Source organism: Anabaena sp. FACHB-1391 (assembly GCF_014696755.1).
In the GTDB taxonomy this organism is placed as follows: Bacteria; Cyanobacteriota; Cyanobacteriia; order Cyanobacteriales; family Nostocaceae; genus Dolichospermum; species Dolichospermum planctonicum.
Genome location: NZ_JACJQS010000022.1, coordinates 35,458 through 48,480, shown reverse-complemented (window position 1 = coordinate 48,480; position 13,023 = coordinate 35,458). Strand labels below are relative to the sequence as shown.

Here is a 13,023-nt window from a genome sequence, read left to right as displayed (position 1 = left end):
TTATGACTACATCTCTTCATTTTGCAAGACTTAAATATTTTTCTGAAGAATTTACTAAAGATAAAAAACATGATGATATTTTACAAGAGTTAAAGAAAATTTTAGCAAAAGAAGAAAGTGAAAATATTGATGAAACACTAGACAGTAAATTTACTGAAAATATAGAGACTGAATATGTTATGATCAACGCTAATATACCTGAAGTACAAAAATTACTCATCGGTGAATCAGAAATTTTATTACACCGTAAATCAAGATATTACTTTGTTAATGAAACAATATGGGAGGTTATAAAAGAAGCTATTTTTCAACAATCTGGAGAAATAGAAAAAAAAGAGGATTTTTTCAACATAGCAGAAGACTATGTAGAACTTAAAAAATATTTTGACAACAAAATGTTAGTTTTTGAAGCTTCATAAATATAGATAGTGGCACAGGCTTCTAGCCTGTGAAACTGTTAAAATCAAACTGTGAAAATTCCAAAATCAACCTGTAAAATTTTTAAAATTAACTCTATCAAATGATTAGTGTTAATTACTTTCATAAGATAACAGGCAGGATGCCTGTTCCACAATTCACAATTATTTTAACTAAAATTCTTCCCATAAAAAAGAATAATCTTCAGGAGTTTCCACTAAATTAGCTTTAACAGGATTTTCCCTAATATAATTCCAAGTATTCACAAACTCTTGATGATTTCTCATTATCCGATCATATCTTTCATCTTGCCACACAATGCCAATATGCTTCATAACTTTGGGAATTTGCTTAGAACTATAACTTTTAATACTATGTATAATACTGCTTAAAGACCAACATTCATTTTCTGATTTAGGTAAAGGCTGCATTAACCAATGAAGATGATCTGGCATAATTACTAAAGCAAAAGTACGATATCTAATTTGATTTTTATTTTGACTAGCATCAAAAAACAAACAACAGTTTAAAACTGTTTGCATTGCTTCATTATTTAATTCCAACTTATCCCAAGTTTTAAAAGTTATAAAATAAACAGATCCCGCTAATTCCCAATGGGGTAAACATCTCTTTTTGATGTCTAGTTGTGGATTAGTTTCCACTGATAAAAGTTTAGATTGTTCTATTTCCATAGTGTTAGTATGATGTTGTTCATGATTAATATTTAGAGTATATCCAAATTCATAGAATTATATCTAATTAAGTGGCACAGGCTTCTAGCCTGTGAAAATGTGAAAATAAAATTTGTAAAAGTGTAAAAATCAGACCTGTGAAAATGTGAAAATCAACCTGTAAAATGATCACCTTTTCCCTCTCTATGAAAAGTACAACCTGCTTTTTCTAATAATTTAATTAATTCTTTGGGTTTTAAAGAAGGTATATTTTTAGGCATAAACCTTCCTCAATTCATAGATTTCTGATTGTTTTTCTTTTTCCTCAACTAACAAAAATTCATGTAATTCATCTATAGAAATAGGAGATTTATAAATATTATCTTCTGATTCATAAACATCTTCAAAAGATGCTATTGCGTCCTTTAATTTATTAACTGCATCTTCTTGAGTATCTCCCTGTCCAACAATACCATTTTCTAAACACAAACCCACCCAATAACCGGAACTTTGTCTGAGAACAACTGTGTAAAAATTCATTTTTGTTTCCCTGTAGATTAAATTGAGGATCAAGAGAAAGTATTAAGCAATAGCAAACTCAGTAAACTTCCGAGTTTCTGGATCATGAAAAGCTAAAACAATATCCTCTTTTGGTATACCTTCCCTTAATAACTCCGTTGCTATTCCTTCCTGGGTCCAATCTTCCTCAATGTAAATTTTCTGATTTTTAATACGAACATAAATATGAGTATTATTAACTCTTTTTTTGTTAACCCAATCAATACTACGCCAAAAATAATGATGATTATTGTCATCAAAAATTAAACAATTTTCCGGGTGAAAATCAGGAGCTTTTTCAACAATTTGATAATATTCTGTTAAGATTTTTTTGATTATTTCTCCATATCTTGTGAGCTTATCCATGATACAATTTCCTCCTGTTCGTTATTAAAAACAATAAACTCTACCTGATGACGTTTAACAATAGCTTTAACTGATTTTCTTTGAAAAAAGCTCTCAAATACAGTGTCTTTAACAGCTAAATAAATGGCATAATGTTTTTCAGATAAATCTAAAATATCACGATATACAATATATTGTCCTAATGCCAATTCAAAATCCCTCATCAGAGAAGGATTAATAAAACTTTTTATTTCCACAACAATGGTACGATCATTTTGTTCAGCTAATAACGTTTTTTCAGCAAGTAGATCAGCGTAAAGTTGGGCATCTTCGTATTGTAAAAAATAAGAAATGGTAGATATCCTTTGCCATTTTCCTCCTTAGTTTAAGTTCATTGATATTATAGTAACATTTTTTTGACATCGGCTAAATATACAGAAACACGATCTTTCTAAAGATTATATTGCTTTCTTAAACTGACTTTTCCACATAAAATATTAATCATAACATAAATTATAACATTAAGGTGAGTCCATCCAGACCCACCTTAACCTAAATCATACTAACAAAGTTTTTCTCTATTAAGCAATAGCAAACTCTGTAAACTTACGAGTTTCAGGATCATGAAAAGCTAAAACAATATCCTCTTTTGGTACACCTTCCCTTAATAACTCCGTTGCTATTCCCTCCTGGGTCCAATCTTCCTCAATGTAAATCTTTTCATTTTTAATTCTCACATAAACAGTAATTGCCTTCACTCGTTTTCTTTCATTCCAACCTACATCAAACCATAAATACTGATCTCTTTCATCATCAAAAGATAAGACTGTATCAACTCCAGAAATATTAGGAGTTTGACTAGCTATTTGATCATATTCTGTTAATATTTTTTTGACAATTGCACGATAATTATTTAATTTATCCATTGGACAATTTCCTCCTGAACAATATTAATTACAATCAGTAAAATTTTATATTCCTCTATGACAAGTTGAATCCCTTTTGTTTGAAAAAAAGTTTCATAAGCCTCTTGTTCGATTGCTAAGTAAACACGATAATCAGGATGTAATTGTCTTAGCAGTGTACGGTATAAAATATATTGTCCTAAAGCACATTGAAACTCATGAATTAGGGACAGACTCAAGAAACTTTTAATTTCCACTACAATATTAGTATCTTCTTTTTGTGCAGAAAACAACTTTTTTCCGGCAAGATCAGCAAATAGTTTTAATCCTTCATATCTAATGGTATAAGGATCACGAATAATCTGCCAACCATCCTTGAGTAAAGCGTTTTTAAATCCATCATGGTAGATATCTTTTGCTGGCATTGTTTACCCCAATAATAAACTATTATAACATTTCAGGTGAGTCCATCAAGACCCACCCTCACCTAAATTATACCAAAGCCGCCTGTTCCTCCTTACTAATCACCCTCCCCTCATCCTCAAAACCAACAATTTGATCAAAATTCAAATAACGATACAAATTATCAGCAAAAGGATTAATTTTCTCCCCAACAATCTCCATATATTCCTTAACTGTAGGAATACGCCCCAACAACGCACAAACCGCAGCCAATTCCGCTGAACCTAAATACACTTGAGCGCCTTTTCCCATGCGATTATTAAAGTTACGAGTTGAGGTAGAAAACACCGTTGTATTATCATCAACTCTTGCCTGATTTCCCATACATAAACTGCATCCTGGAATCTCCGTTCTCGCATTCGCACTTACAAAAACATCATACACTTTTTCTAGTTTTAATTGATGTTCATCCATTCTTGTCGGAGGTGCAATCCATAACCGCGCTTTCACCGCTCCTGCACCTTCTAAAACCTTGGCTGTTGCTCGATAATGTCCGATATTTGTCATACAAGAACCTACGAAAACTTCCTGTACTGGATCATTCGCAACTTCTGATAATAACTTAACATTATCAGGGTCATTCGGTGCCGCTACAATTGGTTCTTTGATTTGGTTTAAATCAATCTCAATTACTTCTGCATATTCGGCATCTGCATCAGCAGATAATAATACAGGATTGGCTAACCATTCCTCCATTTTTGCCACGCGCCGCAGGATAGTTCTGGCATCACTATAACCCCGTGCTACCATATTTTTTAACAGAGCAATATTGGAACGCAAATATTCCGCTATTGTCTCTTCACTTAACTTAATTGTACAACCTGCACAAGAACGTTCGGCGGAAGCATCTGTTAATTCAAATGCTTGTTCTACTTTCAAATTTGGTAATCCTTCAATTTCCAAAATTCGCCCGGAAAAAACATTTTTCTTGTTCTGTTTTTCCACTGTTAATAATCCTTTCTGCATAGCTACATAAGGAATGGCGTTAACAATATCTCTCAAGGTAATTCCTGGTTGCAATTCTCCTTTAAAACGGACTAATACCGATTCTGGCATATCTAAGGGCATTACACCCAATGCACCAGCAAAGGCCACTAAACCAGAACCCGCAGGAAAGGATATTCCCAAGGGAAAGCGGGTATGGGAGTCTCCTCCTGTTCCCACGGTGTCGGGTAATAACATCCGGTTTAACCAGGAGTGAATGATACCATCACCGGGACGCAAAGCCACGCCACCACGAGAGGAAATGAAGTCTGGTAGTTCTTGATGGGTTTTGATATCTACCGGTTTGGGATAAGCGGCTGTGTGACAAAAACTTTGCATGACTAAATCTGCACTGAAACCTAAACAAGCCAGTTCTTTTAACTCGTCTCTGGTCATTGGTCCTGTAGTGTCCTGAGAACCCACTGTGGTCATGATTGGTTCGCATGATGTCCCCGGACGTACTCCTGGTAAACCAGAGGCTTTACCGACCATTTTCTGCGCCAATGTGTAGCCTTTTCCGGTGTCGGTTGGTGCTTGAGGACGGATAAATAAATCGCTGGGTGCTAAACCCAAGGCTTGACGGGTTTTGTCGGTGAGGGTACGGCCAATTAATAGGGGAATGCGGCCACCTGCGCGAACTTCGTCTAAAATGGTGTCAGGTTTGAGGCTGAAGGTGGAAATTACTTCTCCTGCGGCGTTGGTAACTTCACCTTTGTAGGGGTAGATGGTAATTACGTCACCAGTTGCCATTTTTGTAACATCGCATTGTATGGGTAAAGCTCCCGCATCTTCGGCGGTGTTAAAAAAGATAGGTGCGATCGCACTACCCAAAATATAGCCTCCAGCCCGTTTATTTGGTACAAAGGGGATATCATTACCTAAATGCCATAATACAGAATTGATTGCAGATTTACGAGATGAACCTGTACCCACCACGTCACCGACATAGGCCACAGGATGTCCTTTTTTCTTTAAGTCTGCAATGGTTTCTAAACTTCCCGGTTGACGGGTTTCTAACATTGCTAAGGCGTGTAAAGGAATATCTGGACGGGTTGTAGCGTGGGTTGCTGGTGATAAGTCGTCAGTGTTAGTTTCTCCGGGAACTTTGAAAACCGTGACGGTGATAGATGCTGGTAATGTGGGACGAGTGGTAAACCATTCCGCTGCGGACCAGGAGTCTACCACTTTTTTAGCGTATTTGTTGGTTTTTGATAGTTCTAATACATCATGAAACGCATCATAAACTAACAGGATTTTGCTCAATGCTATTGCTGCGGTTTCCGCTACCGGGGAAGAGAGTAAATCAATTAAGGATTGAACGTTATAACCGCCTACCATTGTTCCCAGTAATTCTACTGCTTGGATAGCAGAGACTAAGGGACTGGTAATTTCTCCTTTAGCAATAGCAGTAAGAAATCCGGCTTTTACATAAGCTGCTTGATCTACTCCGGGGGGAATGCGATCGCGTAATAAATGTAATAATAATTCTTCCGTACCTGGGGCGGGATTTTTCAGTAATTCACATAATTCTGAAGTTTGTACTGCGTCTAATGGTAAGGGGGGAATACCGAGTTGGGCGCGTTCTTGGGTGTGTTGTTGGTATTCTGCTAACATGATTTAGCCTTTCTCCTGCAATGTCTTGTTTTCTTTATTTTATTGTAAGGGAATTGTTACAGGAGTTACTGGTAAACGAATTTGTCAGAAATAGACAGTTTGTGGTTTATAATATTTTGTTAGAGTTTTTCTTGCAAAGAAGCTTTGTATTGTTGATTGTTAAAGAATGTTATTAAATAAGGGTAAAAATAATGTCTGATTGTACTATTGTCGTTAATAATTGTAAATACACTTTTAAGAAGTTTGATTTAAATGAAGGTAAAAGAGAAATATCTGTTGAAGCAGACAATCAAAAATCCGATTTACTATTGCAACAATGGTTTTATGAATCGGTAGATAATGGACAAGGAATTAATCCCAACTATAAGAAGGATATTAAAATAGAATCAAATAATAAGATTTATTGCTTTGAAGGATGTTTTGTTAAAAATCATTCAATTTACCCAGCTAAAGCTATTATTAGTTATGATTTCCTACTTGAGACCCAACCAAGACATAAAAAGTAAGTTCAAAAGTTTTGTGCTATATTCTTCTATTAATAATTATAAGTAATAGAGCTTCAGTTCATGATTGAAATGATCATACCAATTTTTACTCCATTCTTTATCTTTACATAAATCTAGTAGTTGTGCCTCATCATTAATAAAATGTTCAGTAATTATTTTATGTATTTGTCTGTTAACAACTAAACCATTCCATATCTTATCTGCTAATTCTAAATCAACGCTTACACTTCTTATATGAGAAAAATCATTATGTTTGTCCATAAGAGGTTCATTAGTTAATTCACAATATTCGAGATCAAATGCTGCAATTCTTATACGTCTCATTTCATCTCTATATTCTTTGATAAATTCATATCTTTTTGCTCTCTGTAATTGTGCATCTTCTGAATCTCTTATTCTAAGATACATATTTTCTGAGTATCTAGCATATCCTTCTCTTTTAATAGAACCAGCATTTTGAATTATTCGATTAAGTGATTTTATAACTTCGCTTCCTTTAATATAAGTTTTTCCATTTATTTTTCTTTTACATTGACTATTAATTTCACGATCAACCAAATAGTCGACTGTATTTTTTTGGACTCTTAGAATAATATGAAGTTTATCTATTGATATCCAAACAGCACCATTATTATCTATTCCTGCACTTGATGTCCAAGCTTGATGTATAGATTTTAACCATCTTTCATTAAGATAATTATCTTCTGGTTTTATAAATGATAGCTCCAAATCGGAAGCAGGAATCTGAATAGGAACAATTGCACTACTATTTCTTTCCATATTCATAATTTATGATCTCACCATATTACTAAATACATCAGTAAGAATATTCATCGCTAAGGTTGCTTTTGGATGTTGACAATAATCTGGATGAATAAGTTTTGCAATTTTATTACGCCATTTTTTTGCTTTTTCAGCATTCCGATAATGTGTTATATCAACACCTAATTCATTTAATCTATATCTTTCATCTAATTCTACAAGTGCATATATTATTCTTGCAGATTCAGATTTAAAATACAAAGACGAATCATCTACATTATCTTCAGTTTCAATATTAATTTCACTATTAATATCTGAAATATCTGAATTTATAATTTTGAATGTAGATGAAGATAATTTTTGAACATTTTGAACAGCTTCCCATAAATCTTTCCAACCACGAACTTTTAGTTCTAACTTTGTTCCCAAGTCAGTTTTTATCTGCTGACGAACGGCGTTAAAAGTTCCTAAGTTTTTAAATTCTTCAAATGTTTTGGCATTAAGCCATTCCATAGATTGCTCCTCTATAACTTGATCATTCAAAATTATATCCTATCTAGGGTAAAAATTTGATAGCTTTTATGGTAATTTGGATGTGTGATAGCTTTCTGGGAATTTAAAATGCTATTACTGTTTATAATTTATTTAAGCGTGCGATCGCTTAATCTCTCATCCTCTAAAATAAACTAATCCTGTAAATCCTCAAATCCTGGAGATCCTGATTCTGACAAACTGATGTTGATATTATGCTAAACGACATTCTGCACTTCATAATGTAGTATAAGCCTTTTCAAGCATTATTCTTAATAAGGGTGGAAAAATTACGTATTAAAACTTAAAATCTTTGATAATATATGTATTGTTAAAAACAATAAAAAATAAAATTAAGGAAATATTCGCATATTACAAAATGAAGTGCGGAATATGGGATGCTAACATGATTTGCAATATCTTGTTTTCTTTATTTTATTGTAAGGGAATTGTTACAAGAGTGGTTTATAATTTAAGGGGCAAACGGCCGTTCGCCCCTACATTTGGTTATGGCATTACTCGAAAAATATTAAGAATTATTAACTACAATTGCTTTATACTATTGCATAGTCTAATCTACTTATAGACATTAAATGATTTGTAGTCAAAATCTATGTGGAACTTAAGAGACACTATCACACAAGTTAAAAATGCCTTTTCTCAAGCATTACAATCTATTCCTGAATTTGTTAAGCTAGATGCTAAGGAAAAAGGAAAAGTAATAGATGCTAATTTTAAGTCTTTGGTAAAAGATTTGATGAAAGAGTTTGGCATGATACCAGGGGAAGATTATAAGGATGATACCCGTAATAATGAACCAGGTGCAGATTTTGTGATTCTTTCAGAAAGAGCTAATAATTTAATGAAAGATTTATTAGATGGAAAAATTACAGTTGTTAAGGAACATACAAGAGTAAGTAAAGCAGGTAATACTTATACTGTCAGCGCTCATTACAGAAAAATTGCGTAACGTAAATGATTGATTGTTGTTAAGTGATTATTATCAAAAATGAAATATGGAATCGAAAGTCTTTAAACAAGGTAATTATATCTGGGAATGCAAATCTTCTTATGATCCCAGTGGTGAGATTAATTTAACCTATTTAAAATCAGCCATTAAAAGTGTTGAAAAAAGATGGGAAAGAGAAGGAAAGCCTAGTGGTTATTATTATGTTTTCCCGATAAATGTAATAACTAATACAGCTAGACAAGAACTAGAGAAATTTAAACAAGCCTATCAAGGTCAGGTTGAGATTGATTATTATGATAGAGAACAAGTACAAAGATTAATCCAAAACTTATCAAAATTAAGTAACATGGAATCACTTGTTAATTATATTAAACAAGTATGGAAAGGATAAAAAATGTCACAAGCAATTCAATTTTACACTATAAAAATATTTTCTGAGAAGTTTCTTTCAGAATTTGATGGTAATACTAGTCCTTTTAGTTCTAAAAGTATTTATGAATGTTTAAAAGGATTATTTCAAGGAACAGAAACAAAGTCTCAAGAATACGTAGAAAAATATTTTGAGGCTGTTGAGTTAGGTTATTTAGAGATTTATTTATCTGAATTAGAAAAAATAGATCCAGATTTGGATCAGAAATATCAATATATTTTTGATCCAAAAAGCGATCCATTTTCATTTATAAATGAAAAATTATGGTCAAATTTAGAGAAAATCATATTTGATAAAACCAAGCAATGTTTGTCTGATAACGACAAAAGTGAATCACTAAAAAATAATCTGGAAATTAGTCAAGATTATAAGAAATTATTGGATTTGTTCCAGAAAAGAATTTTATTCATGGCAATTTTTTAACATTATTGATTGGGTAGGGGTGAACGGCCGTTCACCCCTACAATGTAAATTAATATATAAAAAATATATCTAAAATTTATATATCTAAATTTAAGATTTAATTTTATGACCTATAATCCTGATATACATAAACGCCAATCAATTCGTCTTAAAGGCTATGATTATTCTCAGTCTGGTCTTTATTTCATTACAATTTGTTGTTATCAACGTGAATGTTTATTTGGAAATATTATAAATAGTCAAATAATATTAAATAATTTTGGTCAGTTAATAAAAGAAGAATGGTTAAAATCAGCAGAAATTCGAGAAGAAATTGAGTTTGATGATTTTATAATTATGCCTAATCATTTTCATGGAATTGTTATAATTAATCAGGAAATAAACAGCGATTTTATGAAAAATGATGTAGATTTCCAGGATAATAATGTAGGGGCGAACGGCCGTTCGCCCCTACGGCAAATTCAATTATCACGGACAAAAATATCAATGAAACCAAAATCCATATCATCATTAATAGCAGGTTTTAAATCAGCAACAACCAAGAAAATTAACATCATTCGTAATACACCTCAAAATCCAGTTTGGCAACGCAATTATTATGATCATATTATTAGAAATGATGAATCTTTAGCAAGAATTAGAGAATATGTCCAAAATAATCCTTTATCTTGGGAAAATGATCAATTACATCCTAATAATCCTTCTAAATGGTAATTAGCGTGATCACTATTTTTGATATGGTAAGTAATGTAGAAAGTTGAATATACAAAGAAATTTTTAAAAGAATTAGCATCTTTACCTAAAGAGATTCAATTAAATTCTGTAGGTTGGGTTGATAAAACCCAACATTTTACATTTTCAGGATGTAATTACATCCTGATGCCAATATTTTACAACTCTTTCACCGTTAACTGAATACTCGGACTTGGTAATAACGTATATCTCAAATAGAACCCCAACCACACAAATCCAATAATTAACAAAGTTCCAATTCCCAGGAAATTAGGTAACCAAAACACCACCTCTATATGATTGATAGCACCTGGTTTAAGTGTCCATATCAATTGATTACCATGCTTTTCTGGTTTAATAGCATTTTCATTATTGTCAATGTTTTTTGTTCCCCAAGGTGTCTGTAAACTAAAATCTAAATTGACAATTGAATTATTATTCTTGGTGGTAAGCATGGCCAAAGAACGCAAATCTAAATCATAAACTAGATGATTTCTAGAAAATAGGAAAAAATTCCTATCTTCTGCTACCAAACTTGAGGTAATATCTGATATTTCTGAATTATTGCTATCTTGAGAACTGCGATTTTTGAAAAATACAGTAAATTTTTCTTGTAATTCCTTCGCACTAGTAAAGGGAATTTTAACAATAATTTCCGCTGGTGAAATTCTCTGTGTTGAACCTCCTAAAGTTCGCGCTTGATTTTCTAAAGTTTTTAACCATTCTGATAGATAATCACCACTAAAAATGGTGAGTTTTTCCGCTAACTGAATATGCTGTATTAATTCCCCATTATTTGTGCTATTAAAATTTACTCCTAAATCATATTTTACACAACCAGATAGGAGCAATGAAGAAAGTATTACCATCAATACAATAGGTTTTATTTTGGTAATTTTGCCAATTTTACTAATTGAAAAAAATCCGGATTTTATCTTAATGAAAGTGAATACATTCATTGTAGTTTCTCCTTATTTGCTAAAAACTTAACCAAACTAAATAGGAAATTGTTAAAGAAACAGCAATTAAAGCTACCCAAACAAAGCGATTATCTTTAGTATTGACCGTGCTAAGATCAATATATTCTGGTTCTACAGATTTGGGTTGAGATTTTTTAGGTTGGGAATTGACAACTATTTTCGATTTGTGATCAGAAACTATACCAAAGTCAGGAATTTCTGTCATCCATTCTTGAGGACGATTAAGTTTGGGTGCTTTTAAAATATAGACTAGGCGCTTTGCTTGTTGACGAATTTCATAATGGGGATGACCTACAAGTTGTTGACAAAGATTTATTGCTGCTTCTGAACGTCCCGCAGCTTCATAAGCATTCACCAACCAAATTTCTACTTCACCAGCAAAACGGGTATTTTTTCCTAATAGGGCGCTGGCTTTTTCTAAATTTTCTACAGCCTCCCGATATTGACCATTTTCAAAAGCAATTGTCCCCATTTGGTAACGAGATCTAGCGAGTTCTAAACTTTCTGTAGTCATTAGTTATTCAGTCATTAGTTATTAGTTATTAGTTAAATCGGCGGTTAAAAACCGCATCTACACAAACAAAACCCACCTGCGTGGGTGAGAAATCTCTGGTTTTTATGCAGTCTGCGGAGGCGGAATTTGTTTGTGTAGCCGTGAATTTTATTCACCAGAACTATTAATCCTGATTATTGTCTCAACTGAGAACCAAGAATCATTGTCCCAATCCCCACATCTGTAAATACTTCTAACAGTAAAGCATGAGGAATACGACCATCAATGATATGTGAAGCTTTCACCCCTTGAGCTAGAGATCGCACACAACAATTCACTTTAGGAATCATCCCCCCACTAACTATACCATCAGCAATTAATTGTCGGGCTTCCCGAATATCTATTTTCGGAATCAAGGTAGAAGGGTCATGATAATCTTTTAAAATTCCTCTGGTATCGGTGAGCAAAATTAATTTTTCTGCTCCCAAAGCTGCGGCTATTTCCCCCGCTACGGTATCAGCATTAATATTATAAGCCTGTCCCGTTTCATCAGCAGCAACACTGGAAACTACGGGAATATAGCCATTACTAGAAAGTGTTTCTAAAATTTTGATATTGACACTGCTAACTTCCCCAACAAAACCAATTCCTTCATCACCTTGAGGACGAGCCGTAATTAAGTTACCATCTTTACCACAAAGTCCTACGGCCATACCTCCAGCCTGGTTAATTAGCGCGACAATTTCTTTATTTACACGCCCAACTAACACCATTTCCACTACATCCATGGTTGGTGCATCGGTAACACGCAAACCATTTTTAAATTGTGCTTCAATTCCTAATTTACCTAACCAACTATTAATTTCTGGACCACCACCATGAACTAAAATTGGCCGCAAGCCGACGCAAGATAAAAAGACAACATCCCGAATTACTTTATCTTTGAGGTTGCTATCCTTCATTGCTGCGCCACCATATTTAACTACAACGGTGCGACCAGCGAATTGTTGGATGTAAGGTAATGCTTCGCTGAGAATTTCGACGCGATTCGCTTCAGCCTTCCTGATATACTCTGTATCATTAATCATGTTTTTACCCAAGTTGCTAATTATCTAGTTTATTGGATAACTAGCAACTAGAGTTAATAAGCTATTGTGATGATAGCAGTGGGACAGGGAGCAGAGAGATATTCATTACCCATTACCCATTACCCATTACCCATTACCCATTACCCATTACC

19 protein-coding genes are annotated in these 13,023 nt (G+C 33.3%); 6 read left to right on the top strand and 13 right to left on the bottom strand.

Going from position 1 to position 13,023, the window contains the following annotated elements:
* The first annotated feature begins 2 nt into the window (after positions 1–2).
* Entirely contained in the window at positions 3–419 is a 417-nt protein-coding gene (locus tag H6F62_RS12265) for a hypothetical protein (RefSeq protein ID WP_190372165.1), read from the top strand.
* A gap of 171 nt (positions 420–590) precedes the next feature.
* On the opposite strand, the gene H6F62_RS12260 is transcribed toward H6F62_RS12265, so the two are convergent.
* The 8 genes from H6F62_RS12260 to acnB all read right to left on the bottom strand — a co-directional run bounded on the left by H6F62_RS12260 (position 591) and on the right by acnB (position 5,956).
* The gene (locus tag H6F62_RS12260) at positions 591–1,109 is read right to left on the bottom strand and encodes a transposase (protein WP_137908912.1); all 519 of its coding nucleotides are present in this window, start codon (positions 1,107–1,109) and stop codon (positions 591–593) included.
* A 152-nt stretch (positions 1,110–1,261) separates the two neighbouring features.
* Entirely contained in the window at positions 1,262–1,369 is a 108-nt protein-coding gene (locus tag H6F62_RS12255) for a type II toxin-antitoxin system HicA family toxin (protein WP_199290914.1), read from the bottom strand.
* The gene (locus tag H6F62_RS12250; protein WP_190372164.1) at positions 1,362–1,628 is read right to left on the bottom strand and encodes a type II toxin-antitoxin system HicB family antitoxin; all 267 of its coding nucleotides are present in this window, start codon (positions 1,626–1,628) and stop codon (positions 1,362–1,364) included. Before H6F62_RS12250 ends, H6F62_RS12255 begins: the two co-directional genes overlap by 8 nt.
* Positions 1,629–1,670: 42 nt before the next feature.
* The gene (locus H6F62_RS12245) at positions 1,671–2,012 is read right to left on the bottom strand and encodes a XisI protein (protein ID WP_190372163.1); all 342 of its coding nucleotides are present in this window, start codon (positions 2,010–2,012) and stop codon (positions 1,671–1,673) included.
* Positions 1,982–2,344, bottom strand: a complete 363-nt coding sequence (locus H6F62_RS12240) for a XisH family protein (protein WP_236097165.1) — start codon at positions 2,342–2,344, stop codon at positions 1,982–1,984. Before H6F62_RS12240 ends, H6F62_RS12245 begins: the two co-directional genes overlap by 31 nt.
* Before the next feature lie 228 nt (positions 2,345–2,572).
* Positions 2,573–2,917, bottom strand: a complete 345-nt coding sequence (locus H6F62_RS12235; protein ID WP_190372162.1) for a XisI protein — start codon at positions 2,915–2,917, stop codon at positions 2,573–2,575.
* The gene (locus H6F62_RS12230; protein ID WP_137908907.1) at positions 2,905–3,321 is read right to left on the bottom strand and encodes an element excision factor XisH family protein; all 417 of its coding nucleotides are present in this window, start codon (positions 3,319–3,321) and stop codon (positions 2,905–2,907) included. Before H6F62_RS12230 ends, H6F62_RS12235 begins: the two co-directional genes overlap by 13 nt.
* A 67-nt stretch (positions 3,322–3,388) precedes the next feature.
* Complete coding sequence (acnB, locus tag H6F62_RS12225) at positions 3,389–5,956, bottom strand: bifunctional aconitate hydratase 2/2-methylisocitrate dehydratase (protein ID WP_190372161.1); 2,568 nt, start codon at positions 5,954–5,956, stop codon at positions 3,389–3,391.
* A gap of 191 nt (positions 5,957–6,147) precedes the next feature.
* On the opposite strand from acnB, the gene H6F62_RS12220 reads away from it, so the two are divergent.
* Positions 6,148–6,462 carry a hypothetical protein gene (locus H6F62_RS12220; RefSeq protein WP_190372160.1) on the top strand — a complete coding sequence of 105 codons (315 nt, stop codon included), beginning with the start codon at positions 6,148–6,150 and terminating at the stop codon, positions 6,460–6,462.
* 36 nt (positions 6,463–6,498) lie between these two features.
* On the opposite strand, the gene H6F62_RS12215 is transcribed toward H6F62_RS12220, so the two are convergent.
* Both H6F62_RS12215 and H6F62_RS12210 read right to left on the bottom strand, forming a co-directional pair.
* The gene (locus H6F62_RS12215) at positions 6,499–7,248 is read right to left on the bottom strand and encodes a hypothetical protein (RefSeq protein ID WP_190372159.1); all 750 of its coding nucleotides are present in this window, start codon (positions 7,246–7,248) and stop codon (positions 6,499–6,501) included.
* Between the two features lie 3 nt (positions 7,249–7,251).
* The gene (locus tag H6F62_RS12210) at positions 7,252–7,737 is read right to left on the bottom strand and encodes a hypothetical protein (RefSeq protein ID WP_190372158.1); all 486 of its coding nucleotides are present in this window, start codon (positions 7,735–7,737) and stop codon (positions 7,252–7,254) included.
* Between the two features lie 631 nt (positions 7,738–8,368).
* On the opposite strand from H6F62_RS12210, the gene H6F62_RS12205 reads away from it, so the two are divergent.
* The 4 genes from H6F62_RS12205 (at position 8,369) to H6F62_RS20980 (ending at position 10,292) form a co-directional block, all read left to right on the top strand.
* A complete protein-coding gene (locus H6F62_RS12205) occupies positions 8,369–8,725 on the top strand; it encodes a hypothetical protein (RefSeq protein WP_190372157.1) in 357 nt (118 codons plus the stop codon).
* A 46-nt stretch (positions 8,726–8,771) separates the two neighbouring features.
* On the top strand, positions 8,772–9,116 hold the full coding sequence (locus H6F62_RS12200; RefSeq protein ID WP_190372156.1) for a hypothetical protein: 345 nt from the start codon (positions 8,772–8,774) through the stop codon (positions 9,114–9,116).
* A gap of 3 nt (positions 9,117–9,119) precedes the next feature.
* A complete protein-coding gene (locus H6F62_RS12195; protein WP_190372155.1) occupies positions 9,120–9,578 on the top strand; it encodes a hypothetical protein in 459 nt (152 codons plus the stop codon).
* Between the two features lie 105 nt (positions 9,579–9,683).
* On the top strand, positions 9,684–10,292 hold the full coding sequence (locus H6F62_RS20980) for a transposase (RefSeq protein ID WP_190372154.1): 609 nt from the start codon (positions 9,684–9,686) through the stop codon (positions 10,290–10,292).
* A 176-nt stretch (positions 10,293–10,468) separates the two neighbouring features.
* On the opposite strand, the gene H6F62_RS12185 is transcribed toward H6F62_RS20980, so the two are convergent.
* From H6F62_RS12185 to argB, 3 genes are all read right to left on the bottom strand, one after another.
* Complete coding sequence (locus H6F62_RS12185; protein ID WP_306420239.1) at positions 10,469–11,179, bottom strand: DUF3153 domain-containing protein; 711 nt, start codon at positions 11,177–11,179, stop codon at positions 10,469–10,471.
* A gap of 109 nt (positions 11,180–11,288) precedes the next feature.
* Positions 11,289–11,804 (bottom strand): tetratricopeptide repeat protein, encoded by a 516-nt coding sequence (locus H6F62_RS12180; protein ID WP_028082808.1) that lies wholly within the window; start codon positions 11,802–11,804, stop codon positions 11,289–11,291.
* A 173-nt stretch (positions 11,805–11,977) separates the two neighbouring features.
* Positions 11,978–12,871 carry an acetylglutamate kinase gene (gene argB / locus H6F62_RS12175; protein WP_028090507.1) on the bottom strand — a complete coding sequence of 298 codons (894 nt, stop codon included), beginning with the start codon at positions 12,869–12,871 and terminating at the stop codon, positions 11,978–11,980.
* Positions 12,872–13,023 lie beyond the last annotated feature (152 nt).